This is a genomic window from Paenibacillus sp. J22R232, from assembly GCF_056269165.1.
On record NZ_JBWDNK010000018.1, the window covers coordinates 86,759 to 111,794 of the forward strand.

The 25,036-nt window shown below is 48.6% G+C and carries 15 protein-coding genes; 14 read left to right on the forward strand and 1 reads right to left on the reverse strand.

The window, feature by feature from the left end; all coding sequences use genetic code 11:
* Nucleotides 1-106 precede the first annotated feature (106 nt).
* The 13 genes from AC0YN3_RS29275 (at nucleotide 107) to AC0YN3_RS29335 (ending at nucleotide 17,613) form a co-directional block, all read left to right on the forward strand.
* Complete coding sequence (locus tag AC0YN3_RS29275) at nucleotides 107-1,423, forward strand: family 43 glycosylhydrolase (protein ID WP_475778439.1); 1,317 nt, start codon at nucleotides 107-109, stop codon at nucleotides 1,421-1,423.
* Nucleotides 1,424-1,682: 259 nt separating this feature from the next.
* The gene (locus AC0YN3_RS29280; RefSeq protein ID WP_475778440.1) at nucleotides 1,683-2,654 is read left to right on the forward strand and encodes a hypothetical protein; all 972 of its coding nucleotides are present in this window, start codon (nucleotides 1,683-1,685) and stop codon (nucleotides 2,652-2,654) included.
* Nucleotides 2,655-2,990: 336 nt separating this feature from the next.
* The gene (locus AC0YN3_RS29285; protein WP_475778441.1) at nucleotides 2,991-3,563 is read left to right on the forward strand and encodes an NADAR family protein; all 573 of its coding nucleotides are present in this window, start codon (nucleotides 2,991-2,993) and stop codon (nucleotides 3,561-3,563) included.
* Nucleotides 3,553-4,377 carry a TIGR02452 family protein gene (locus AC0YN3_RS29290; protein WP_475778442.1) on the forward strand — a complete coding sequence of 275 codons (825 nt, stop codon included), beginning with the start codon at nucleotides 3,553-3,555 and terminating at the stop codon, nucleotides 4,375-4,377. The genes AC0YN3_RS29285 and AC0YN3_RS29290 overlap by 11 nt, the downstream gene beginning before the upstream one ends.
* 139 nt (nucleotides 4,378-4,516) lie before the next feature.
* Nucleotides 4,517-6,142 carry a response regulator gene (locus tag AC0YN3_RS29295; protein ID WP_475778443.1) on the forward strand — a complete coding sequence of 542 codons (1,626 nt, stop codon included), beginning with the start codon at nucleotides 4,517-4,519 and terminating at the stop codon, nucleotides 6,140-6,142.
* A gap of 1 nt (nucleotide 6,143) precedes the next feature.
* The gene (locus tag AC0YN3_RS29300; RefSeq protein WP_475778444.1) at nucleotides 6,144-7,928 is read left to right on the forward strand and encodes a cache domain-containing sensor histidine kinase; all 1,785 of its coding nucleotides are present in this window, start codon (nucleotides 6,144-6,146) and stop codon (nucleotides 7,926-7,928) included.
* 13 nt (nucleotides 7,929-7,941) lie between these two features.
* Entirely contained in the window at nucleotides 7,942-8,928 is a 987-nt protein-coding gene (locus tag AC0YN3_RS29305) for a substrate-binding domain-containing protein (protein ID WP_475778445.1), read from the forward strand.
* Nucleotides 8,929-9,085: 157 nt separating this feature from the next.
* Nucleotides 9,086-10,240, forward strand: a complete 1,155-nt coding sequence (locus tag AC0YN3_RS29310; RefSeq protein ID WP_475778446.1) for an extracellular solute-binding protein — start codon at nucleotides 9,086-9,088, stop codon at nucleotides 10,238-10,240.
* A 148-nt stretch (nucleotides 10,241-10,388) separates the two neighbouring features.
* Nucleotides 10,389-11,756 (forward strand): ABC transporter substrate-binding protein, encoded by a 1,368-nt coding sequence (locus tag AC0YN3_RS29315; RefSeq protein WP_475778447.1) that lies wholly within the window; start codon nucleotides 10,389-10,391, stop codon nucleotides 11,754-11,756.
* An 84-nt stretch (nucleotides 11,757-11,840) separates the two neighbouring features.
* Nucleotides 11,841-12,743: a carbohydrate ABC transporter permease gene (locus AC0YN3_RS29320; RefSeq protein WP_441944503.1), complete on the forward strand. Its 903-nt coding sequence runs from the start codon at nucleotides 11,841-11,843 to the stop codon at nucleotides 12,741-12,743.
* Nucleotides 12,744-12,756: 13 nt separating this feature from the next.
* Nucleotides 12,757-13,602 carry a carbohydrate ABC transporter permease gene (locus AC0YN3_RS29325; protein WP_475778448.1) on the forward strand — a complete coding sequence of 282 codons (846 nt, stop codon included), beginning with the start codon at nucleotides 12,757-12,759 and terminating at the stop codon, nucleotides 13,600-13,602.
* A gap of 208 nt (nucleotides 13,603-13,810) precedes the next feature.
* On the forward strand, nucleotides 13,811-16,798 hold the full coding sequence (locus AC0YN3_RS29330) for a hypothetical protein (protein WP_475778449.1): 2,988 nt from the start codon (nucleotides 13,811-13,813) through the stop codon (nucleotides 16,796-16,798).
* A 191-nt stretch (nucleotides 16,799-16,989) separates the two neighbouring features.
* The gene (locus tag AC0YN3_RS29335) at nucleotides 16,990-17,613 is read left to right on the forward strand and encodes a hypothetical protein (RefSeq protein ID WP_475778450.1); all 624 of its coding nucleotides are present in this window, start codon (nucleotides 16,990-16,992) and stop codon (nucleotides 17,611-17,613) included.
* 268 nt (nucleotides 17,614-17,881) lie between these two features.
* On the opposite strand, the gene udk is transcribed toward AC0YN3_RS29335, so the two are convergent.
* On the reverse strand, nucleotides 17,882-18,517 hold the full coding sequence (gene udk / locus AC0YN3_RS29340) for a uridine kinase (RefSeq protein ID WP_475778451.1): 636 nt from the start codon (nucleotides 18,515-18,517) through the stop codon (nucleotides 17,882-17,884).
* An 837-nt stretch (nucleotides 18,518-19,354) separates the two neighbouring features.
* On the opposite strand from udk, the gene AC0YN3_RS29345 reads away from it, so the two are divergent.
* A partial coding sequence (locus tag AC0YN3_RS29345) for a beta strand repeat-containing protein (RefSeq protein WP_475778452.1) occupies nucleotides 19,355-25,036 on the forward strand: 5,682 nt, incomplete at its 3' end.

Genomic DNA, 25,036 nt, shown 5'->3' on the forward strand with positions numbered 1-25,036 from the left:
AACTCCCTGTATTGTTTACGATTGCCTCATGGCAGCAAGGAGGCAGTGCGGGTTATGCTGATGAAAGCTTCATTTCATTCGCATGATATATGGGAGGATAACCATTATGAATAGGGAAGACAGGCAAGCAGGCAAGCTTTCTTCGCGCAATCCGATTATTAACACGATATATACGGCTGATCCGTCCGCGCATGTGTGGGAGGATGGCCGCGTATATATCTACGCTTCCCATGATATGGACCCGGCAAGAGGCTGCGATCTCATGGATAGGTATCATGTATACTCATCGGCTGACATGGTGAACTGGCAGGATGAAGGGGAGATTCTGCGCTCGGAGGACGTATCTTGGGGCCGGCCGGAGGGCGGCTTTATGTGGGCGCCGGATTGTGCGTATAAGAATGGGACCTATTATTTCTATTATCCGCATCCAAGCGGCTCGGCATGGAACGATACATGGAAAATCGGTGTTGCGACGAGCAAAAAACCGGCAAGCGGTTTTGTTGATCAAGGCTATGTTCCTGGGCTAGGCGGATTTGCATTAATTGATCCTTGCGTGCTGGTTGATGAGGATAATCGGGCGTACATGTATTATGGCGGCGGCAGCAGATGCGAGGGCGGCGAATTGAACGACGATATGCTGTCAATTAAGGGTGGCATGCTGGAAATGGAAGGGCTGGAGGACTTTCACGAAGCGGCTTGGGTGTTCAAACGCGAGGGGCTGTACTACCTCACTTACGCGGATAACCTAGAAGGAAACAACCGGATGAGATACGCGACCAGCGACAAGCCGCTCGGTCCTTGGACGTACCGCGGTATTTTCCTTGAGCCAACCGGCTGCTCCACTACCCATGGCTCCGTAGCCGAATTTAAAGGCCAATGGTATTTGTTCTACCATAATCAAGAAATTTCGGGCGAAGGAAACTTAAGAAGCGTGTGCATCGATTATCTCCATTTTAATGAGGACGGTACGATTCAGACCGTTGTCCAGACAAAAGAGGGCGTGCTGCCAGTAGGCGATACTATGGGTGAAACGCTGGAGTTTCAAAACTATGAGGCAGCCGCCTGCAGTACCGGTGGAGGCGCGAGCCTTGAAGCGGATGGACAGGGCAATCATTACGTCAGCGGCTTGCAAGCTGCAGGCTCGTATTGCGAATTCGAACATGTAGCTGGAGAACAGGGAGGCCGAGCGGCGCTTCTTATCCAATATGCAACGGAGGATCGCTTAGCCAAGCTACATTTGACGGTAAACGGAAGCGATTATTCCTTGCTTAATGCGCTCTCAACCGGGAGCTTGTCCGAATTTAGCGGTGAAGCAAGGATTACGGTTCCTTTGGAACCGGGCGACCGCAATACGATCAGGCTGTCGGGCGGCAATGGCGAGGTAAAAGTAGCGCGTATGTTGGTTGGATTACTGGATAGCTGACCGGCTGATATTAAAAAGGAAGAACCTTTAACACCGCTATAGAAGCGGAGTTGAAGGTTCTTTTGCAACTTTACGCTATGCATCAAGCGGGAACTGAAATTGCCCAAAATGACGTTTGAGAAAGCACCTGTATAATTTGTGATCATGACGCTGCCTACGCACATTTTTCGGAATTCGAATACATGCCGGGCTAAAGCCGAAAACGGACAGTTTGCAACTAATGGCGTAAAGCCGCGTTTGTATGTAAAAGAGGAATCAATTGAAAAAATTAAGCAAATGGGAAATGGTACACGCCTTCATTTTTCCATACTCAAAGCATTCGAAAGCGACTTTATCATCTAGGAGGAGAGTTCTCATAAACAATTTTGTAAAATTAATACGCTTTAAAATGCAAAGCTCGCAATACCAATATGAACAGGCCTGTCAAGCGCTGCAAAGCGTGAACGATGATACTGTACATATAGTTATCAGTGAATTCTGTGCCATGATGGAAACAATAAGCAGCAGCCTATACCTGGCGCAATCTTGTGCGTTTAAGCAAAGCGCAGCCGAGTATAAAGCTTTTATAGCGACGCTTAATCATTCGATAATGGATGAGCTGAATTACGTGGATCAATTCGTTCGTGCGAATCGAGTAAACGATTTATTCACGATTCTGGATAACTTCAATATTGAAATTAAACCAATAATAATGAAAAACAAAATGGAATATTATGTGGCCAGAGGCGTATTTCCTTATATGAAGAAGGTGAAGCGGCTTTCCGAAGCAATCATTAAGCAATTATTGAGCATATATGAGGAAAGCTCTGCATTCTATGATCAGTCGTGGAGAAGCGTTGATATGCATAGATCTTCATTTTGCTGCAGATCATGCGGCGCGTTGGTAACAACAATCTTAAGCCATATCGGTAATTTAAGCAGCATCTCTTTAACAGAAAACGAGAGCTATCTCCCCCGTTTAACATACGTGTATGGCTATGAAGTAATAAGAGCCGAACTTTTGCCTTGGAGTGGGGCGAATGAACTTACTGAGGATGAGATCATCATTCCCGTTGAAGGCTTGTATATGAATATGAAGAAAGAACTCGCTTATAATTCCTCGGAACTTGATATTTTTTGTATAAATGGCCATCAAATAGGACGGGAAGTAGCGGAGGGTCATGCCCCTCATATGATTCGTTTGCAAAAAGATCGGTTCAGTAGGAAGGAAATAGTGGATCACGCCATTTAGCGGATACCGTGAATCGCCATTATGAGTTAGTCAAGAGCGTGTCTTATTTTATTTAATGCGCTTGCGCGGCGCTCCTGTATGTAGTCGTGAATAAGTTGTTCTATCGTGAAAAACCGCAACTGCTAATAAGGGCTGCGGTTTTTCTTTTTGCAGACCCCTGCTTCTACAAAAGTAATTGACATAATGAACCAAATGGTTTATTTTAATATTATCATATTGATATTATCATAACGAAAATAATGATTCGCATAGAGGCTGTACCCATTTAATGAAATATGAAACTCTGTGAGTCATCACCATTGAAACGGATCATCTCAGATCGGAAAGGAGAAACAAATGAAAAATCATTTGGAGCTTTTACAAAAAGAGTACCGCACCGGAAAAAACATAAGCTTCCTATTCTTCTGGGGGCATACACCGCCTGCTTACGGAATAATAGATCATAGCTGCTTTAGCCATTGGTGGCTGTGCTCTTTTCATATCGAAGGCATTCGTTACTCTAGCACCGAACAGTATATGATGGCGGAGAAAGCCCGTTTATTCCAAGATGAGCATATGCTGGCGAAAATCATGCAAACCAATCAGCCGAAAGCGATTAAAGCCTACGGACGGGCTGTTAAAAATTTCGATAGCCATCTCTGGGAGCAGCGAGGTTATGACATCGTTAAACGCGGCAACGCAGCCAAATTCGAGCAGAGTCCGGAGCTATGGGACGCTCTCAAGCAGACGGGGAACCGTATTCTGGTTGAAGCTAGTCCGTTTGACCGCATTTGGGGAATCGGCATGGAGAAAAACGACCCTCACGCGAACAACCCATTGCAATGGCGCGGCACTAACCTGCTGGGCTTTGCCCTAACCGAAGTGCGCGATGAGCGGCTTGAGAAAGAGGAGAAGACAGATGGATCGTAAGAAGATAGCGCAAGAATCGCTTCATATCATGCAGCAGGGTTTTTATACGCGCGAAGGAAAGCGGATTGATTTCGCGGAGCAGCAAAAAGCTTCTGAGGAAAAGAGCGTACTTATTACGCCTGAGGAAGGGAAGAAACTAGCAGCGGAATATCATTCAAGGCAGAATGCGCCGCAAGCGAAAAAGACCGTCGCGAACATCGCTACGGTGCAAGCCATTATACAGCTAAATGTGGCGAGGAAAAGCAAGATTGGCGTACTCAATTTTGCAAGCGCCAAAAATCCCGGCGGCGGATTCCTAAATGGAGCCATGGCACAGGAGGAGAGCCTTGCCGCATCCAGCGGATTGTATGCTACACAGCTATGCCATGAGGGCTATTACCTAGCCAACCGTGCTTTCAGCTCGATGATGTACACTGATTACGCGATTTACTCGCCTGACGTGGTCTTTTTCCGAGATGAGCGTTTTAGCTTGCTGGAGAAGCCGGTTACCGCATCGGTGCTTACGCTGCCTGCCGTCAATTACGGACAGGTCATTCTGAAGCGAGAGAACAGCAAGCAGGCGCAAAAAACGATGAAGGATCGCATGCGTCTAGCGCTAGCTATATTAGCAGCCAAAGGAGATAAAACCGTCGTTCTCGGGGCATACGGCTGCGGCGTATTCCGCAATGAACCCGCTAACGTCGCCCGATGGTGGAAAGAGCTGCTTATGGATGAGGGTTATGATACGTATTTTGATGAAGTCATATTTGCTGTGCTGGATACCTCGAAGTCAGAAAGCTGCATAAAGGCTTTCAAGGCTGCCAACTTCATATAAGCGTTAAAATATCGACCTTAAAGGGTCTTTTTTTTTATGATTGCGTTTATGAATGAATTGTAAGCAGCCCCCTTCTCATGCATAATTGGTGTATATTGCACGGCGTGATACGCAATGCCAACAGACTGGAGAGGCTTCGATGTACAAAGTAATTATTGTCGATGATGAAGCAGTAGTCCGGATTGGGTTAAAAAATACGATTAATTGGAACGAGCATGGCTTCGAGCTGATCGGCGATTATGCCAACGGCAGGGAGGCATGGGATGCGGTGGAGCTGGATCGGCCGGAGCTGGTCATCTCCGATATCAGCATGCCTTTCATGGATGGGCTTGAATTGGCGGGATTAATATCATCCCAGTATCCGTATATCAAAATGATCATATTAACGGGCTTCGATGAATTCGAATATGCCCAGCAGGCGATTCGGCTAAAAATCTCCGACTTTATCCTGAAGCCGATTACGGCGCAGGAAATTCGTAAGCTGCTCGATCGCATTCGGGCGGAGATGGATGAAGAAAAGCAGCGCCGCGAGGATCTGAGCAGGCTGACCAGTCAGCTGGAGCAGAGCCTGCCGCTGCTTAAGGAGCGTTTTCTGGAACGTTTGGTCGCTGTCGGCTTAGGTGAAGCGGAGATTGCGGAGCGCTTTGCCTATTTCAATTTGCGCCAGCTTTCTCCTTTATTGTTGGTCATGGTCGTTGATATCGATGATTTCGGCGAGCGTGAGCTTACTTCCTATGAGCATGACGCTGAGATTTTGCGATTTGCGGCTTATGATATTTTACGGGAGACGCTTGCGGGAGACCACGTGCTCACTTTTCGGACTCGCGAGGAGCGGATGGTGGCAATCGTGTTTGGCGAGCAGAGCGAGAGCTTGCTGTATGAGCAGGTATTCTCGCTTGCGGAGGAAGTCCGCTATCAGGTGGAGAAATATTTGAAATTCACGGTCACGGTTGGAATCGGCAGGGCTTGCACGAGCGCAGGGCAGCTGCCATTCTCCTATAAAAGCGCATTGTCCGTGCTGGACTACCGGTTTCTGTTCGGGAAGAACAGGGTGCTTAGCATTATGGATATGGAGGGCCAGCCCTCCAATGGGCTGCCGCTTAGCTTTGACTTGGACCGAAAGCTTGCCTCGGCGGTAAAGACGGGAGCAGCTAAAGAGGCGTATACGCTGATTGAAGCAGGGGTAGCCGAGCTGAAAAGGTCATTGGTTCCCGTAGAATCCTGTTTGCTGCAAATGCAGAAGGTCGTGCTGTCATTAATGAACTCGGTCCAGGAGCTGGCCATCCACGAGCTTGATCCCCCTCTGGAGCAGCGGATAAATTTAATGCATGTGCATAAATTCAAGACGCTGGATGAAATGGAAGCATGGCTCAAGGAAGTCGTGGGCTCGGTTATCGCCACCCTGTCCGAAAACCGTAATTATTTAACCAATCAGCAAATTTATCGGGCGGTGGAGTACATCGATACCCATTATGCGAACGAAAAAATGTCACTTCAGGATCTTTGCCGTCATGTCCTGATGAGTTCAAGCTATTTCAGCCTTGTATTCAAGCAGCATACTGGAGAGACCTTTATTGAATATTTGACAGGCGTACGCGTAGCCAAGGCCAAGGAGCTGCTTCATAACACGACGATGAAGCTGTACGAAATTGCCGAGCAGGTCGGCTACAAGGATCCGAATTATTTCAGTATTTTATTCAAGAAGCATACGGGCATGACACCCAAGGATTATCGGGACAAACAAGTAAAGGGGAGCGGAGCCTAGCATGCTCAAAGAACGTTTCTTTCCTTTATTCCCCCTCAAAAGCATTCAATCCAACATCTCATTGGCGTTTTCTTTGCTCATTCTGGCGGCCATTGTGCTGACAAGCTTAGTCAGCTACCAGATATCGGTTGCAGCCGTCGAGCGTAATTCGAAGGGCTACATCGAGGAAATCATAAAGCAGGTTAACTTAAACATTCAATCTTACGTCGATAATATGGAGAATATCTCGCTGCTCGCCCTGACAAACAAGGACGTGAAATATTACATATCCGACAACAGCTTCATTAGCTCCGAGAATCGCCGCACCTATGAGAAACGTATTTCGGACCTGTTCCAGGCGATTCTTTATACGCGCAATGACATAGCCTCCATCATGGTATTTGGCTACAATGGCCGTTTCGTGTCTGACCGGAGGATCACAACGCTTAACCCGAACACAAAGCTCGGGGATCAGGGCTGGTACCAGTTGGCGAAGGCGGCAGGCGGGCAATCGGTTGTTTCCTCGCCGCATGTACAAAATTTGATCGACAACGAATACCGCTGGGTCGTATCCCTCAGCCGCGAGCTTAAGAACACCGACGGCATAACGGCCGAGGGCGTTCTCCTTGTCGATCTTAACCTAAGCGTAATCAACGACATTTGCAACAGGATCAACCTCGGCAAAAAGGGCTATCTGTTCATTGTCGACGAGAAAGGTAATATCGTGTATCACCCGCAGCAGCAGCTTATTGACAGCAAGCTGCGCTCGGAGCGCATTCCAGAGGTGCTGCAAGCATCGAGCGGCGATTCCTTTGTCATTAATGAAGGTGACGGCAAACGCATATACTCGGTCCAGGATACTAACTTTGGCTGGCGGATTGCCGGTGTCGCCTATACGGACGATCTTATTGCAAGCAAGGATGACTTGCGAAATTCGATTATTTTTTATTCGCTGTTCGGTTTGGCTATATCCCTGCTGATTTCGATTGGTCTCTCGCACCGGCTGTCGAAGCCGATCAAGGTGCTTCAGTCTGATATGAAGCAGGTGGAAAAAGGGAATTTCGACATTCAGACGGAAATCGGACAGATGAATGAGATTGGACAGCTTGGCCGGTCATTCAATTTAATGGTAAGTCGAACGAAGTTTCTGATGGAAGAGACGATCCAGAATCAGGAGAACAAGCGAAAGAGCGAGCTGCTGCTGCTTCAATCGCAGATCAACCCGCATTTTCTGTACAATACGCTCGATTCGATTGTCTGGATGGCCGAGCAGAAGCAGCATGAGGAGGTCGTGCTGATGACGTCCGCGCTTGCGAAGCTGTTCCGTGCCAGCATTACGAAGGACCAAGAGCTTGTGCCGATCCGCGTGGAGATTGAGCATATTACCAACTATTTGCTGATTCAGAAAATGCGTTACAACGATGAGCTGAATTATATCATCGATATGGAGGAATCTATTCTCGGTTATAAGACGCTAAAAATATTGCTTCAGCCGTTTATCGAGAATGCCATCTATCATGGCATTCGCAGCATGTATGGAATGGGAGACGGACTAATTACGATACGGGGAAGGCAATCGGGCGAGCATATCATATTTGAGGTCGAGGATAATGGCCAAGGCATGTCGCAAGAGCAGCTTGGAAAGCTCCTCATCAATCAAGAGGAGGATTCCCGCCATCAAGGAATAGGCATTCGCAACGTCAACGAACGGATTAAGCTCTATTTCGGACATGAATACGGCATTCACATTCGCAGTGAAATCGAGGAGGGTACTTGCATTACCATCGTCATACCTAAGCTCGGTTAAGGGGTGCAGACTTGTGCGGAAGCATCGATTTACGATAGGACTTATCGTTATAGTAGCGGTAGTCTCGATTTATTTGTTGTTTAATCTTAGGCTGTTTTCCGGAGCGGCACATGACGAGAAAAGCGTAACGTTAATCTTGCAAACCTTAAACGTTCGCCACGATTTCTGGCAAGCCGTCAATGAGGGTGCCGAAGCCGCTGCCAAGGAAATTGGCGCAAAGCTGAATGTGGAGGGGCCGCTATCCGAGGAGGACGCAGCCTCGCAAATCAAGCTTTTGGAAGAAGCCATCGTACGCAAGCCCCAGGCTATCGTGATTGCTGCAATTAAAAATGAGCGCATGCCGGAGGCGCTTGCCAAGGCACGCGAGGCAGGGATAAAACTAGTTATTATCAATTATTCGCCTGCTATGAAGCCTGCTCCTGCGATAGTCTCCAGCAACCATACAGAGGCGGGGAAGGCAGCTGGTCATACGGCTATTGAAGAAACAAGCGGAAAGCCGCTTATAGCTGTCATAAGCGATTTTGCGGATTCGCTTACTTCCGAGGAGCGTCTGGCAGGCATGAAGCTTGCATTGGATGGTTATCCGGGCTCTATGCTTTCTCCTTTATATGCAGCAGGCTCCGAGGAGCGTGCCTATGAACTGTCTAAGCAATTGCTTCTCAGCGATTCGCCGATTAATTCGATCATCACCTTGAATGCATCGGCATCGCAAGGAGCTGCAAGGGCTCTCATCGAGTATAACCGAGCAAAGAGTATCAGCCTGATTGGGTTCGACAGCACCAGCGATGAAGTGAAGCTGCTGGAAGCAGGCATTATACGGGCCGCGATTGTACAGAAGCCATTTAACATGGGCTATCTTGGCGTAAAAACAGCACTGAGGCTGATAGAAGGCAGTGCTGTCGAGCCAATTACTTACATGGATTCAAACGTCATTACGAAACAGAACATGTACACCTCTGAGAATCAGAAGTTATTGTTTCCTTTTATTAATAGCAAGTAGAACTTCCATGAAAGGATACGATGACAAGATGTTGCGAAAATACCGTTTGATGCAGCCGTTGATTTCAGCTATTCCTTTGCTTCTTCTCTCGGCACTCCTCGCTTCCTGCATGAATGCGGCGCCGCAGCCTACTGCGCCCCCGAAGGAGGAGCGAGCCTTGATTCGGTTCGTTGCGGCCGAATACAGCACGGAGACAAAACCGCTGCTCGAGAAGCTGGTGAAGGAATTCGGCCGGAGAAACCCGCTAATCGATGTAGAGCTGCAGGTAGCGAACTGGGATATTCTCGACGGAATCTACACATCCATGATTAGTAAAAACCAACCGCCGGATTTGCTGAATACGAATGTGTACGCGCATTACGCCAAGGACGGACTGCTTAACGACATGGGCGATATTTTATCGCCGGAGCTTACGGCTAAGCTATACCCGAATTTGGTGGAAATGGATCAGATGGACGGTATTCAGTACGCCGTACCCTATGTAGCGACTACCCGTAACCTCTATTACAACAAAGATTTGCTGCAGAAAGCAGGTGTGGATGCTCCTCCAACCACCTGGTCCGAGCTTGAGCAGGTCGCGCAGAAAGTGAAGGAACTTGGCATAGCGGAAGGATTCGGCTTGGATCTTACCGATAATGAAACGCAGGCTTCACTGACGTATATTTTCTACGGTGCAGGGGGCGAATGGACAAAGGACGGGAAGTGGAGCATTAACTCACCGGCTAATGTAGAAGGGGTAGCCTTTCTGAAGGAACTGTTCGACAAAGGCTTGACGGATCCAGAGCCCACCGTAACGACGCGGGATGAGAAGCAGCGGATTCTGGGCGGCGGACAGCTTGCCATGATGATCTCCGGCAATTATTTCTCATCCGTCGTGCCGAAGGAATTTCCGGATTTGAACTGGGGGAAGGGCCCGATTCCCGTTAAAGATGGAATGCCGCCGATTACATTCGGGGTGCATGACGTACTCGTTTCATTCAAGACGGATCACACGAACAAAGAAGCGCTGTCGAAGTTTTTGGATTTCCTGTACGATGACAAGGAATATGAGGAAATGATCAAGCGGGAGGGCTTTCTGCCCGCCACAACGACAGTTGGATCGAGTCTATCGGCACAGAACGATGCGATAAAAAGCGACCTCGAGGCGCTCAGCAAAGCGAAATTTTATCCGATAAAACAGCCTTCCTGGCAGGCGGTGCTAGATTACGCCCGCAAAATGGGCGATGCCGTCCTTTATGAGCATATGACGCCAAAAGCGGCACTCGATCAGCTGCAGCAGTTCGCTGAGAGCAAACGTGTTCAAATGAACTAGATCATAGAAAAGAAGATAATAAAGAATATATGGAAGATATTCAATAGAGATAAAAGCCCTCCCAATTTATGATGAACTTACGCCAAAGAGCGCAGCAGCATGCTCGTACGAACAGCGTAAAACATTATTTTTGGGAGGGTTTGCTTTAATGATGATGAAGAAAAAATTTGCAGCGCTCGGAATTGCCGTTGTACTGGCAGCCGTATCGCTAGCGGGTTGCGGATCAAACAATGGAAACAGCAACGCGACGAATGCCCCTTCTAATTCGGCTCCTGCCGCAGAAGAAACAAAAGCCCCCGATGCAGGAACAGAGACAACCAAGCTGACTGGCGATTTCGAAATTCAATACTTTGTCGGCGGTTATGGAGACAAATGGTGGAAAAAGGTTATTGCCGATTTCCAAGCTGCCAACCCCGAGCTCAAAATCAAAGAATCTGCCGGACCAAAAATAAATGATCAAAACAGACCTCGCTGGATCGGGGGAAATCCGCCGGACTTCGTTTACATTGACGGCCCCGTGCTTAATGACCGCCAAATGGTCGAGGATGGCCAGCTTGAAGATCTGACGGAATGGCTGAAAGAAGCCAAGAATGTCGATGGCGACCTGATCACGGATATTCTTGCTCAGCCTGCGCAGCAATTCGACGGCAAGGTGTATAACATTCCGCTCGTGCTTAATTCATGGGGCGTATTCTGGAACAAAGCGCTCTTCAAGGAAAAAGGCTGGGCTGAGCCGACTGATTTTCCATCCTTTATCGAGATCAGCGGCAAAATTAAAGCAGACGGCGTAACGCCTTTTATTCACACAGGCAAATACCCGTACTATATTAACGGTTCCATTCTTTATCCGGCTATCGTGTCGGCAAACAATAACGATTACACGATTCTTCAAGATATGGCGGCTAACAAGGTCGAAGCGTTCGAGAGCCCGGCGGTGCTTGCGGCTTTGAACAAAATCGTGGAGCTGCGCGACAAAGGATTCATTGATAAAGCGTCCATTCAAATCAATCATACCGATTCCCAAATGCTTTTCCTGCAAAACAAAGACGCCTTTATTCCGAACGGCCTATGGCTGCCTAACGAGATGGCAAAAGACGTGCCAGCGGGCTTTGATTTTGGCTTCATTCCTTCCGTAACGCAAGAAGCAGGCGGCAAGGTTGTCGCGAATACGTCTACGGCAACCGTAGCGATCGCGAAGAACGGCAAAAACAAAGAAGCGGCAAAAGCGTTCTTGCAGTTTATTTTCTCCAAAGAGCAAGCATCCCAGTGGGCAGAGCTAAGCGGCGCGCCTTCCAACATTAAAGGCGATATCAGCGCTTCGAACGCTCCAAGCTTTGTGAAGGACGCTGCCAAATATTTGACTGACCCGAACACGATTGTCATTCCAACGATTACTTATAATGCCGATGTAGACAAAGCGATGATGGATGCAACAGATGCATTGACCATCAGCTCCATTACGCCGGAGGAATGGGTGAAACGGGTTACCGACGCCGTGAAGAAAGCGAGCAAATAATAGCCTTTACTAGCATGCAAAGCGGGGTGGTCGAGGCATGCTGCCTCGATCGCCCTCTGCGAGTTTACTTGGGGGGATGGAAAGATGAACGCAGGTACGGCAAAGTGGCAGAGAAATATATTTATCGCATCGTTTATCATCCCTACGCTGCTTTTCTTCGGCGTATTTACGATTTATCCGGTTGTGCAAGGGCTCTATTACAGCTTCTTCGATTGGTCCGGCATGTCGGACAAAAAAACGTTCGTAGGCTTTGACAATTTCGTAGAGATGTTCCACGATCCTATCGTTTGGCGGGCGATTGGCAACGATTATTTTTTGGTGGCTGGCAAAGTAGTCGGCATTATGCTGCTCGCGACTTTTTTCGCCGTAGCGCTCACGCGCTTTGGGTTCCGCTTGGCAGGCTTTTTCCGCTCGATTTTCTTCATTCCGAACGTAATTTCCGTCGTTGTTATCGGCGTATTGTGGAATTTCATATATAATCCGCAAATTGGGTTTTTGAATGGGTTTTTGTCTTTGTTTACGAAGGAGCAGGTCACGATAACATGGCTTGGCTTCACGGACCATACCATATGGATGCTGCTTCCTCCTGCTATCTGGGCGGGAATCGGATTCTATATGATTCTGCTCATCGCAGCCATTCAAAGCATCCCCGAATCGTATTACGAAGCAGCGAACATAGAAGGCGCAGGCGAGTGGAAGCAGTTCTGGAGCATTACGGTACCGCTGACGTGGGAGCAAATAAAAGTTTCAATCTTGAACATTATGATGACCACCCTGAACGGCTCTTTCGTAATCGTCTGGATCATGACCGAGGGAGGTCCGGACAACAGCACGCAGGTTATGGGCTCTTACTTGTATCAAATGGCATTCCGTCAGTACCATTTTGGTTATGGCGCTTCGATCGGATTTGTCATCTTGGTCCTGTCGCTAATAACGACCATCGTGCTTCAGCGGTTAATGCGCCATGATTCCGTTGAGATGAGCTAAGGGGGATAATAAGATGGACATCAAGATTAAAAATCCGATAGCAAAGCTAATTATTTACGTGATTTTGCTTTTATGGGGCATATCGGTTTTGTACCCGCTGCTGTGGACCCTGTTCGATTCCTTGAAAGATAATGAGCAATTTTTCTTGAATGCGCCGTGGTCCTTGCCGGAAATGCCGCTTCTCTGGTCCAATTTCTCCTATGTATGGAGCAAATATAACTTTAGCACGTATTTTGTCAACTCGCTTGTCATTACGCTTGGGTCGACCTTGCTGGCGCTGCTGCTCTCGGCAACGACGGCCTACGTGCTGGCGAGATATAAATTCAGGGGCAGCAACACGCTCTTTCTGCTTTATATTTCCTCGATGATGGTACCCTTTGTCCTTGCGCTCATTCCTTTGTTTTTCTTAATGAATGCCATGGGATTGATCAATACGAAGCTAGGCTTAATATTCGTATATACCTCAAGCTTGCTCGCGTTCGGCATCTTCGTGCTGGTCGGCTTCTTCAAATCGCTGCCGAAGGAGCTGGAGGAAGCGGCAATCGTGGATGGTGCTTCTTATTATGGGACGTTCTTTAGGGTCATGCTGCCGTTATCCCAACCAGGTCTAATAACAATCGGCATTGTCAATATTTTAAATATATGGAATGAGTATATCGTAGGCACCATTCTCATCAATGATCCTACGCAATACACGTTGCCGGTAGAGATCGGGGTTATGCAGGCAGAGATGCAGTACCGTACCGAGTGGGGTCCGTTATTCGCGGCTCTCCTGATTACGATTATTCCGGTCCTCATCATCTATATTATTTTCCAGCGGCAGATCGCAAGCGGGATTACGGCTGGTGCGGTGAAATAAATGCAGCGATAAGTTAGAAGAGCGCCTATATGGGGCGCTCTTTTTGCTATCATTAAAAAGTCTCTTTATGAATAAAAAATATATTTAGTTATTCAAAATGAATAACTTTGTATATAATTATGCTTACCATGCACATCATCCCAGCTCAGAGAAAGCCGATAAATGCTTATCATGCATACAAATTAATTCGAATCGGAGGATGAAGAAAGTGAATGTAAGAAGCAAAATTGTTGTATCCGTTATCATTTCAAGCTTGTTCGCCGCGCTGCTCACGGGTTTGCCTCTGGGAAGCTGGAACCAGCCAGTAGGTGGAGGCAGCTTGGGGATTGCGAGCGCCGCCGAAGCGCCGCCTAAAGCCAGCATGGTCAAGTGGGGGGAGTTTCATGAGGCGCTTGCTGCAGGTGATCCGGCCGATGCCCAGCATGTGTCCAATCTGCGTGACGAGCTTGCTGGGCTGGATGACTTGAATGACCAGTCGCTTATTGATTCGGTATGGAACAAGATAAGCCTGAAGCTTCCTGCCCATGTCGATAAAGTAAAAGTGAAAGCCGATCTTTTTCGGTTTTTCAAAGCGGTCATCGTCAGCCAGTTTGATCCGCAGGCTAGCGAATTGGAGAGTATCCGCGGCAATGCCGATTACCGCGCGGCGCTGCAAGCAATCTCTGCCGCGGCGGGGCAGCCAAGCCTGACACTCGAGGATTTTCTGATCTTCTTATATGGCGACGGCAACAGCCGCAAAGGGCTTGAAGGGACCATCAGAGAAGAAATCCGTAATATGGACCCGTTTTCGCTAATGGCGCTGACGCAGGAAAGAGAGAAGGTAAACGATCTCCTTTTCTCCGAACTGAAGGAGGTGCTTGGGTTATCGTACGACTATCAGGTTAGCAGGGTTTTCCGCAATCTAGGAATAACCGCTCTGAACGTGCAGGAGATGCTGCAAAGCTTTGGGAATAGGCTGCAGCTCGATACGGATGCTTTTGTCGGAATCGCCGTCGCCTATATGCGCTCGAATGTAAGCACCAGCTACCGTATAGCCCATTACGATGGCAACGTCACGGACGGCCGTATTTATCATTATGATCTAGGTATATTCGGATCCTATGTTTTGCCTGCTCAACTGGTTTGGTCCAAGCGTTCGGGAAGCTCTGACCTGTTGGTCTTTCCTAGCGGGAGCATGCAATTAGTTTACCCTGCAGCCAGCGGAGAAGCGCTTATTCAAGTCAACCTGCTTCATCCATACGGCGGCCCGGACAAGGTAATCCTCGAGGAAGAGATGAGGCATTCGCATTCATTTGCGGACTTCCCGGAGGAGCCTTTCTTTGCGAGAATGGGCAAGCTGTACGGTACGCTTGCAGAAGGACCTCCTTCTGACCTGTCCAATGTACGCAGCTTGCAGGAGGAGTGGGCGGCTCTTGATGTGAATTCAAACTTGCAGCTGCTTGATCCCATTTGGAATAAGCTAAAAGTCCGTTTCACGGAAGCTCAAGTCGACGGGATGAAGCTTGCCCTGTTCCAGCTGTTGAAAGAGACCGCAGGCTTGTATGTCGACCCGCAGGAAGCCCGGTTGGATGCCATTCGCAATAACGCTGACTATAAGCTGCTGTTTAATAACATCATCCCGGTTTACTCCAACGGCGCTGAGCAGCTTCTGATCCTGCTGTTCGGCGATGACGCCGCCCGAGGCGGGGTGCAAGGCGAATGGCTGGGACTTCTTGCAAGACAATCCCCGCAGGACTTGATCGCCCTGCTTCATAATGATGAGAAGCGCAAGCAGCTGCTTCGATCGGCAATCGATACGGTCTTTAGCGAATCGGATGACGGGCAGCAAGCGACCTATTTTTATACTTTGGGCAGCGCCCTTAAGCAAAGAGGGGTGACAACGGAGGATATCCTAAGCGTCTTGAGCGGCCTTGAAGATAAGCTTGCACATAGCGAATCAGCTGCCAGTGCCATGCTGAGCGCCTACCTTCGCTCCGAAACACAGGAAACGGCGATCATTAGCGATGATGGGCTGAAGCATACCTATTCATTGTCTGTGCTTGGAAAGTCCGTCCCTGCCGAGCTTCTGACATGGTCCAAAGCATCAGGCAGCGATGCCGTGACGGTGATGCCTGATGGCGTCGTTACGATCCCGCCCTATACGCCGGCGGTGTCTGCTGTCATCCAGGCAAAGGCGATCAGCCCGGATGGACAATCGGAGAGCATTCTTTTCCGGAAAGAAGTAACGTTGAAGGCTTCCGATATGGGAAGCGAGCCCGCAATTCCAGCGCTCCTGCTGGAGCGCATGAATAGGCTGCACGAGGCTGTTGCAGCGGGAGGCTCCCAGTCGGTACAGAACATACATGCCGTTCAGGAAGAAATAGCCGGGCTTGACGATAACGAAATGCAGTTTCTCATAGATCCGATCTGGCATAAAATAAGCGAAAAGCTGCCCGCCTCCGTTGATGCGGTATCGTTAAAGACCAGCCTGTTCCGATTGGTCAAGGCTGCTGTTGCCTTACCGTATGACCCTCAGGCGTCTGAGCTTAAGGCCATGCTGGCGAATCCCGAATATCAGGCTGCGTTAGCCATCTTGACAGAAGCCGGCGGCGGACCGGATGTGAATATCGGCGATATGGTCGTTTTTCTATTCGGCGATGGGAGTCAGGCAAAGGGAATCGAGGGAACCGTCCGCGATATGCTGGCTGCCAAAAAACCGAAGGAAATGGCAGCGCTATTTGCAAATAAGAAAGCGGTAAGCTCCCTTATCAATCAAGCTTTAACCGAAGTATTGCAGCAAAGAGACAGGTATACCGTAAGTGAATGGGTTCATGGATTGGGTATTACGGCGGCAGAGTGGCAAGCTGTTTCCGTAGGCTTTCAGCAAGCGCTGGAGAAGGAGAAGCAGGCAATGAATGCTTGGCTAATGGCATATATTCGTTCCGAGGTTCAGGAAACGGTGACTATTAGCGACAATGGCATGAAGCATCAATACAGGCTTAACGTATTAGGGGCAGGGCTGCCGTCCGCGTTCGTGAAGTGGATTAAGCTGTCTGGAGACAAAGCGGTCAATGTGAAGCTTAACGGGGCCGTTACCCTTTCGAACAAACAATCAAGCGGAAGAGCGGTTATTCAAGCCGTTTGGCTGAATGCTTCTGGGGGAAATGCAAAGGTTATTTTTCAGAAGGAAGTAGAGCTCGTCAAGGAAGCGGAATAAGAACAAGCGTTAAATATGGCTACGGGATTGACCTTTTCAGGTAAGCGGCTCATTCTCCAAGGAGATTGCAGCTGCTTATTTTCGTTGCGGATCGTCCTCATATTTACTTCCGGCTGCCTATGCTGGATAATAAAGAAAATTTTTGAATTATGCATCCGTGCGGTTCTTGCATACAATTGGAGGCACATCGAATGAATGTTTTTCTTCTCAATTCTGAATTTCACGGCGCGCGGCATGTCCCTACATTTCTGAGAGACCACTACGTCGGCTTCGAATGGCCGGGTATAGGGGATTTAGAGCAGTTAAGCAAGGAGGCTGGACAGGAGAAGGTTGTTCAGGCATGCGATCAAAAGGGGGCGGTGCTGCTGGATCGGCTGCTCGAGATCGGCTCCTTCGTTTACGATATGCAGGATGGGGATTATCTCTTTCTGGCAGATGGCGATCATGTTCATATGGGCGACTTGGGCGACTATTACTATGTTGATAGACCGTCCGAGGAGGAAGCTGGCCTCTGCCATCGGAGAGGCGTGACTTGGCTGAAGAGCTTGCTGAGGTCGGAGCTGCATCCTGAGCTGAAGTCTTTTGTAGACAGGAAGGTGACCATCTCGATGCTCGAACGGAAGGTAACGCCGGAGCAGATTGAGCATTGGCTGGACAAGCCTTTCGGACAGGCAGTGGATACGGAACGAACATGTGCAGTCGATCAGGAGACCATTTCGTTGGCGCTGGATATATTAAGAAAGGCGATGAGGAGCAGTGATGCTGACCGAAGGGAACGTGCTGCGATAGCCGTGCTTCAATTCGCTAAGCCGTAGCGTTCCATAGGCAAGCGTAGAAAAGAGCACCGAGAAGGTGCTCTTTTTGAATATATAAGAATGTATATGTTTTCACATATTAATGTGCTTATCTATATTCGCGAAACGACAGCTTTTGCCGCAGAGGACGGTAAAGCCGCTTACGCTTGAAATATAGGAAAGTATGTCATTTCGCCAACTTTCTCTATATTTCTACGCGAAACGGATACCCTACTTTTGCAGAGGACGGCGAAACCGTTTCTTCTTGTGCCATAAGATGGCTTGGCAACTATAACTCTATAATGCCCGGGCTGTCCGTCAAATATTTCTCGGTCAGTATCGACAGCAGCTGGATGCCTACCTCGTTATGTCCGCCTTCAGGAATAATAATATCGGCATACTTTTTGGAGGGCTCAATAAACGCTTCATGCATCGGTTTTACCGTATTCAGATATTGGTCATGTACGGACTTGATTGTTCTTCCGCGCTCCTCGATATCCCGCAATACCCGGCGCAATATGCGCACGTCCGGATCGGTATCGACAAAAACCTTAATGTCGAGCGCTTTGCGGATACTCTCCTCAGCCAGTACATGAAGCCCTTCCAGAATAACGATCTTGTTTGGCTTAAGCTCTATTGTCTCATCCATTGAGCGTCCGTGGACGGTGAAATCATAAACGGGAGCAAAAGCCGTTTGACCTGCTCTCAGCGTCATGAGGTCGTTTGCGAGCAGCTCGATATCGAATGCAAGCGGATGGTCATAATTGATAAGCTCGCGCTCGGCGAAGCTGAGATGCGTCGGGTTTTTATAATAATTATCCTGCGATATGAATGTTACTTTATCTGATCCAAGACGATCAATGACAGATCGGGCAACCGTTGTTTTGCCGGATCCGGTGCCGCCGGCGATTCCAATGATAAGCATGACGCTGCAATAAACCTCCCTATGATGTATGCCTGTGCAATTGTAGTATTGTAGCATAGCATTCACATTTTTTCACCTCGGCAGTCCTTTTTATCATTTTCTTCCCATCCATAGCTGTGCGGCAGGCAGGTTCTCATATGAAGTAAAAGATAGCGCTTGGAGGCCTACGTCAATAAGGAAGACAAGGAATCGATCTGGTACGAAAGTATACCATGCGTCCCCTTTAACGGAGTCAAATAAATCACACCCATGGCTGACGTATTGATAAGGCGGCGGTACCGCCCAATTTCGGCAACGCCGTTCTGACGGCCATGAGACGCGCGGAGTCCAACGAACCAGTGCAGCTTCAAAAATAATGACAGAATCTTCTCGAGCTTCTGGATCTTGCCTGTCCCGGTATAATGGGTAGGTTGTACTGGCTTTTGGCCGAATTCATGTACGATTTCAAATCTGTTTGCTGATGTGCAGCCATAATGCGTGTTTTTAATTCAGTAGGTTTTTTATTGAGAATAATCATAGCTTTTGATCGTTATGGTGAACGTTTAAAGAGAATTTAGAGGAAACTAAGAAAGGGACTAGTTCTTAAGGACTATATTGATTATTGTTAGATATTAATTGTAGCTTGTTTGTTATTCATACGTAAATTGTAGTTTTTTATTCATTCTTTTCTTTGAACTACTGGGGTTTATTTGAACTACAGCCGCATACCCATTCTACAATTATAATATTATTACTTTGTGAATGAGGTATCAGGATGAAAAAACACCTAAATAATATGAAAGCTATTTCCGATAGTAATAGTAGTATACTACTAGATCTATTGTGGAGGCAAAGCCGATGAAATTGAAGCCAAAGTCAAAAGTACAACCTAGAGCAAAAGCTAATTCTGTTAGACTTGCAACAGGAATAATAAGCGCAACATTGCTTTTATCCGCAATAAGCCCAGCCATTGGGTATGCAGCAGCTTCAACTTCTCCTGTAGCCGCTTCTATCTCTGTTGCTAATAATAAAGCAGGAGTTAAAGATACGGTAAAAGTAACAGGCCTGTTAGCAGGCGATATTGTCAAGGTCTACAATGCGGCAACATCCGGCACGCTTATGGGAACAGCAACCGTTGCCGTTGATGCGACTGAAGCATTAGTGGAGATTGATCAACTCGGCAGTGGAGTCGGAAGCATTTACGTAACAGTTACGAGCGGTGTGGATTCGGAAAGCACTCGCGTATTTAAAGCATATGATTCGGAGACATCCATAGCTCCGGTTGCAGCTAATATCACGGTTAACAATGAAAAAACAGGAAGCGCTGATACTGTCAAAGTAGTCGGGCTTGCTGCAGGCGATATTGTAACTGTCTATGGCAGCGTAATTGAAAGTGCTACTGTTGCGGAGGGCGCAACGGAAGTTACTGTATCCAAAGTAGATTTGCTTGCTGCTACAGGCGGAACAGCACAGGTTTCAGTGACAAAGCTAAATAAGCTAGAAAGTACCCGTACATCAAAAACGTATATCAGTGAGCCGGTATCCACCATAATAGCTGCCAGCACCATTAATGTAGCTAATAATAAGTCTGGAGTTCAAGATAAAGTAGTAGTAACAGGTCTTGTAGAGGGCGATATAGTTAATGTCTACAAAGCAGCAACAGGCGGAACGGCAATCGGAACAGCTACAGTAGCTGAAGGAGCAACATCAGCAACGGTAACGATTGATCAACTGGGCGCAACGGCTAGCAGCGTGTATGTGAGCGTGAAAAACGTAGATAAGCTGGAGAGTGCAAGAACGCTTAAAGCTTATGATGCTGAAATCAGCGTAGCACCAGTCGCGGCTAACGTAACGGTAACGAATGGTCCAACAGGAAGTGCGGATACGGTAAAAGTAACTGGCTTAGCAGAAGGCGACATCGTGAACGTTTACGGCGTAGCGACAGGCGGGACAGTCTTAGAAACAGGAACAGTAGCAGAAGGCGCAACGGAAGTAACGGTTTCCAAAACGGATCTGCTCACGGCAACAGGCGGGACGGCTTACGTAACGGTAACGAAAGCGAACAAGCTGGAGAGTACTCGTACCTCGAAAGTATACGTAACGGAAACCGTATCGCTAGCGCCAGCAGCAGCGAATATTACCGTATTGAACAACAAAGTAGGCGTGAACGATACAGTAGTCGTTACAGGCCTTATCGAAGGCGACGTTGTGAGCGTGTATAAAGCAGCGACAGGCGGAACAGCAATCGGAACGGCAACGGTAGCTGAAGGAGCAACATCAGCAACGGTAACGATTGAACAGCTAGGCGCAACTGCAAGCAGCGTATATGTCGGCGTTAAGAGCGTGGACAAGCTAGTTAGCACGAGAACGACAAAAGCGTATGATGCTGAAATTAGCGCAGCGCCGGCAGCAGCGACGATTACCATAACAAACAGCCCAACAGGCGGTGCAGATACGGTAAAAGTAACAGGCCTAGCAGAAGGCGACATCGTGAACGTATACGGCGTAGCAACAGGCGGCACCGTGCTTGAAACAGCAACGGTAGCAGAAGGCGCAACGGAAGTAACAGTTTCCAAAACGGACCTGCTTACGGCAACAGGCGGAACAGCGTATGTAACGGTAACGAAAGCGAACAAGCTGGAAAGTACACGTACCTCGAAAGTATACGTAACGGAAACCGTATCGCTAGCGCCAGCAGCAGCGAATATTACCGTATTGAACAACAAAGTAGGCGTGAACGATACAGTGGTCGTTACAGGCCTTATCGAAGGCGACGTTGTGAGCGTGTATAAAGCAGCGACAGGCGGAGCGGCAATCGGAACGGCAACAGTAGCTGAAGGAGCAACATCAGCAACGGTAACGATTGAACAGCTAGGCGCAACAGCAAGCAGCGTATATGTCAGTGTGAAGAGCGTGGACAAGCTAGTTAGCACGAGAACAACAAAAGCGCATGACGCTGAGATTAGCGTAGCGCCAGCAGCAACGACGATTACCATAACAAACAGCCCAACAGGCGGTGCGGACACGGTAAAAGTAACCGGATTATTAGAAGGCGACATCGTGAACGTATACGGTGTAGCAACAGGCGGTACCGTGCTTGAAACAGCAACAGTGGCAGAAGGCGCAACGGAAGTAACGATCTCGAAAACCGACTTGCTGACAGCAACAGGCGGAACAGCATATGTGACGGTAACGAAAGCGAACAAGCTGGAGAGTACGCGTACATCCAAAACGTATGTAACTGAGCCCGTATCGGCAGCACCGGCAGCAGCAACGATCACGGCAACGAACAACAAAGTAGGCGTAAGCGATACAGTGGTTGTTACAGGCCTAGCAGAAGGCGATGTAGTGAATGTGTACAAAGCGGCAACAGGCGGAGCAGCAATCGGAACGGCAACAGTAGCTGAAGGAGCAACATCAGCAACGGTAACGATTGAACAGCTGGGCGCAACAGCAAGCAGCGTGTATGTGACCGTGACAAAAGAAGATCAGCTAGAAAGCGTAAGAACGGTAAAAGCGTACGATGCTGAGATCACTGCAGCACCAGCAGCAGCGACGATTACCATAACAAACAGCCCAACAGGCGGTGCGGACACGGTAAAAGTAACCGGATTATTAGAAGGCGACATCGTGAATGTATACGGCGTAGCAACAGGCGGCACGGTACTTGAGACTGCAACGGTAGCAGAAGGCGCAACGGAAGTAACAGTTTCCAAAACGGATCTGCTTACTGCAACAGGCGGAACAGCTTATGTAACGGTAACGAAAGCGAACAAGCTGGAAAGTACACGTACATCCAAAACGTATGTGACTGAGCCCGTATCGGCAGCACCGGCAGCAGCAACGATCACAGCAACGAACAACAAAGTAGGCGTAAGCGATACAGTGGTTGTTACAGGTCTTGCTGAAGGCGATGTAGTGAATGTGTACAAAGCGGCAACAGGCGGAGCAGCAATCGGAACGGCAACAGTAGCTGAAGGAGCAACATCAGCAACGGTAACGATTGAACAGCTGGGCGCAACAGCAAGCAGCGTGTATGTGACCGTGACAAAAGAAGATCAACTAGAAAGCGTAAGAACGGTAAAAGCGTACGATGCTGAAATTACTGCAGCGCCAGCAGCAGCGGCCATTACCGTAACGAATAATGCGACAAGCACGGCAGATACAGTAAAAGTAACGGGCCTAGCAGAAGGCGACATCGTGAACGTATACGGCGTAGCAACAGGCGGCACCGTGCTTGAAACAGCAACGGTAGCAGAAGGCGCAACGGAAGTAACGATCTCGAAAACCGACTTGCTGACAGCAACAGGCGGAACAGCGTATGTAACGGTAACGAAAGCGAACAAGCTGGAAAGTACACGTACATCCAAAACGTATGTGACTGAGCCCGTATCGGCAGCTCCGGCAGCAGCTACGATCACAGCAACGAACAACAAAGTAGGCGTAAGCGATACAGTGGTTGTTACAGGTCTTGCTGAAGGCGATGTAGTGAATGTGTACAAAGCGGCAACAGGCGGAGCAGCAATCGGAACGGCAACAGTAGCTGAAGGAGCAACATCAGCAACGGTAACGATTGAACAGCTGGGCGCAACAGCAAGCAGCGTGTATGTGACCGTCACAAAAGAAGGTCAGCTAGAAAGCGTAAGAACGGTAAAAGCGTATGATGCTGAAATCACTGCAGCACCAGCAGTAGCGACCATTACCGTAACGAATAATGCGACAAGCACGGCAGATACAGTGAAAGTAACAGGCCTAGCAGAAGGCGACATCGTGAACGTATACGGCGTAGCAACAGGCGGCACCGTGCTTGAAACAGCAACGGTGGCAGAAGGCGCAACGGAAGTAACGATCTCGAAAACCGACTTGCTTACGGCAACAGGCGGAACAGCATATGTAACGGTAACGAAAGCGAACAAGCTGGAAAGTACACGTACGGCTGCAAAATACGTAACAGAGCCTGTATCGGCAGCACCGGCAGCAGCTACGATCACAGCAACGAACAACAAAGTAGGCGTAAGCGATACAGTGGTTGTTACAGGTCTTGCTGAAGGCGATGTAGTGAATGTGTACAAAGCGGCAACAGGCGGAGCAGCAATCGGAACGGCAACAGTAGCTGAAGGAGCAACATCAGCAACGGTAACGATTGAACAGCTGGGCGCAACAGCAAGCAGCGTGTATGTGACCGTGACAAAAGAAGGTCAGCTAGAAAGCGTAAGAACGGTAAAAGCGTATGATGCTGAAATCACTGCAGCACCAGCAGTAGCGACCATTACCGTAACGAATAATGCGACAAGCACGGCAGATACGGTAAAAGTAACGGGCCTAGCAGAAGGCGACATCGTGAACGTATACGGCGTAGCAACAGGCGGCACCGTGCTTGAAACAGCAACGGTGGCAGAAGGCGCAACGGAAGTAACGATCTCGAAAACCGACTTGCTTACGGCAACAGGCGGAACAGCATATGTAACGGTAACGAAAGCGAACAAGCTGGAAAGTACACGTACGGCTGCAAAATACGTAACAGAGCCTGTATCGGCAGCACCGGCAGCAGCAACAATCACGGCAACGAACAACAAAGTAGGCGTGAGCGATACAGTGGTTGTTACAGGCCTTGCTGAAGGCGATGTAGTGAATGTGTACAAAGCAGCAACAGGCGGAGCAGCAATCGGAACGGCAACAGTAGCTGAAGGAGCAACATCAGCAACGGTAACGATTGAACAGCTAGGCGCAACAGCAAGCAGCGTTTACGTGAGCGTGACAAAAGAAGGTCAGCTAGAGAGCCTAAGAACGGTAAAAGCGTACGATGCTGAAATCACTGCAGCACCAGCAGCAGCGGCCATTACCGTAACAAATAATGCGACAAGCACGGCAGATACAGTAAAAGTAACGGGCCTAGCAGAAGGCGACATCGTGAACGTATACGGCGTAGCAACAGGCGGCACCGTGCTTGAAACAGCAACGGTAGCAGAAGGCGCAACGGAAGTAACAGTTTCCAAAACGGATCTGCTTACTGCAACAGGCGGAACAGCATACGTGACGGTAACGAAAGCGAACAAGCTGGAGAGTACGCGTACATCCAAAACGTATGTAACTGAGCCCGTATCGGCAGCTCCGGCAGCAGCTACGATCACAGCAACGAACAACAAAGTAGGCGTAAGCGATACAGTGGTTGTTACAGGTCTTGCTGAAGGCGATGTAGTGAATGTGTACAAAGCGGCAACAGGCGGAGCAGCAATCGGAACGGCAACAGTAGCTGAAGGAGCAACATCAGCAACGGTAACGATTGAACAGCTGGGCGCAACAGCAAGCAGCGTGTATGTGACCGTGACAAAAGAAGGTCAGCTAGAAAGCGTAAGAACGGTAAAAGCGTATGATGCTGAAATCACTGCAGCACCAGCAGTAGCGACCATTACCGTAACGAATAATGCGACAGGCACGGCAGATACGGTAAAAGTAACGGGCCTAGCAGAAGGCGACGTTGTGAACGTATACGGCGTAGCAACAGGCGGCACCGTGCTTGAAACAGCAACGGTAGCAGAA

Bases quoted from the DNA above. Each gene is read 5' to 3' on its own strand.
- AC0YN3_RS29275 (WP_475778439.1), top strand. From the start codon at position 107: ATGAATAGGGAAGACAGGCAAGCAGGCAAGCTTTCTTCGCGCAATCCG.
- AC0YN3_RS29285 (WP_475778441.1), top strand. From the start codon at position 2,991: ATGAAAAATCATTTGGAGCTTTTACAAAAAGAGTACCGCACCGGAAAA.
- AC0YN3_RS29290 (WP_475778442.1), top strand. From the start codon at position 3,553: ATGGATCGTAAGAAGATAGCGCAAGAATCGCTTCATATCATGCAGCAG.
- AC0YN3_RS29295 (WP_475778443.1), top strand. From the start codon at position 4,517: ATGTACAAAGTAATTATTGTCGATGATGAAGCAGTAGTCCGGATTGGG.
- AC0YN3_RS29300 (WP_475778444.1), top strand. From the start codon at position 6,144: ATGCTCAAAGAACGTTTCTTTCCTTTATTCCCCCTCAAAAGCATTCAA.
- AC0YN3_RS29315 (WP_475778447.1), top strand. From the start codon at position 10,389: ATGATGATGAAGAAAAAATTTGCAGCGCTCGGAATTGCCGTTGTACTG.
- AC0YN3_RS29320 (WP_441944503.1), top strand. From the start codon at position 11,841: ATGAACGCAGGTACGGCAAAGTGGCAGAGAAATATATTTATCGCATCG.
- AC0YN3_RS29325 (WP_475778448.1), top strand. From the start codon at position 12,757: ATGGACATCAAGATTAAAAATCCGATAGCAAAGCTAATTATTTACGTG.
- AC0YN3_RS29335 (WP_475778450.1), top strand. From the start codon at position 16,990: ATGAATGTTTTTCTTCTCAATTCTGAATTTCACGGCGCGCGGCATGTC.
- udk (WP_475778451.1), bottom strand. From the start codon at position 18,517: ATGCTTATCATTGGAATCGCCGGCGGCACCGGATCCGGCAAAACAACG.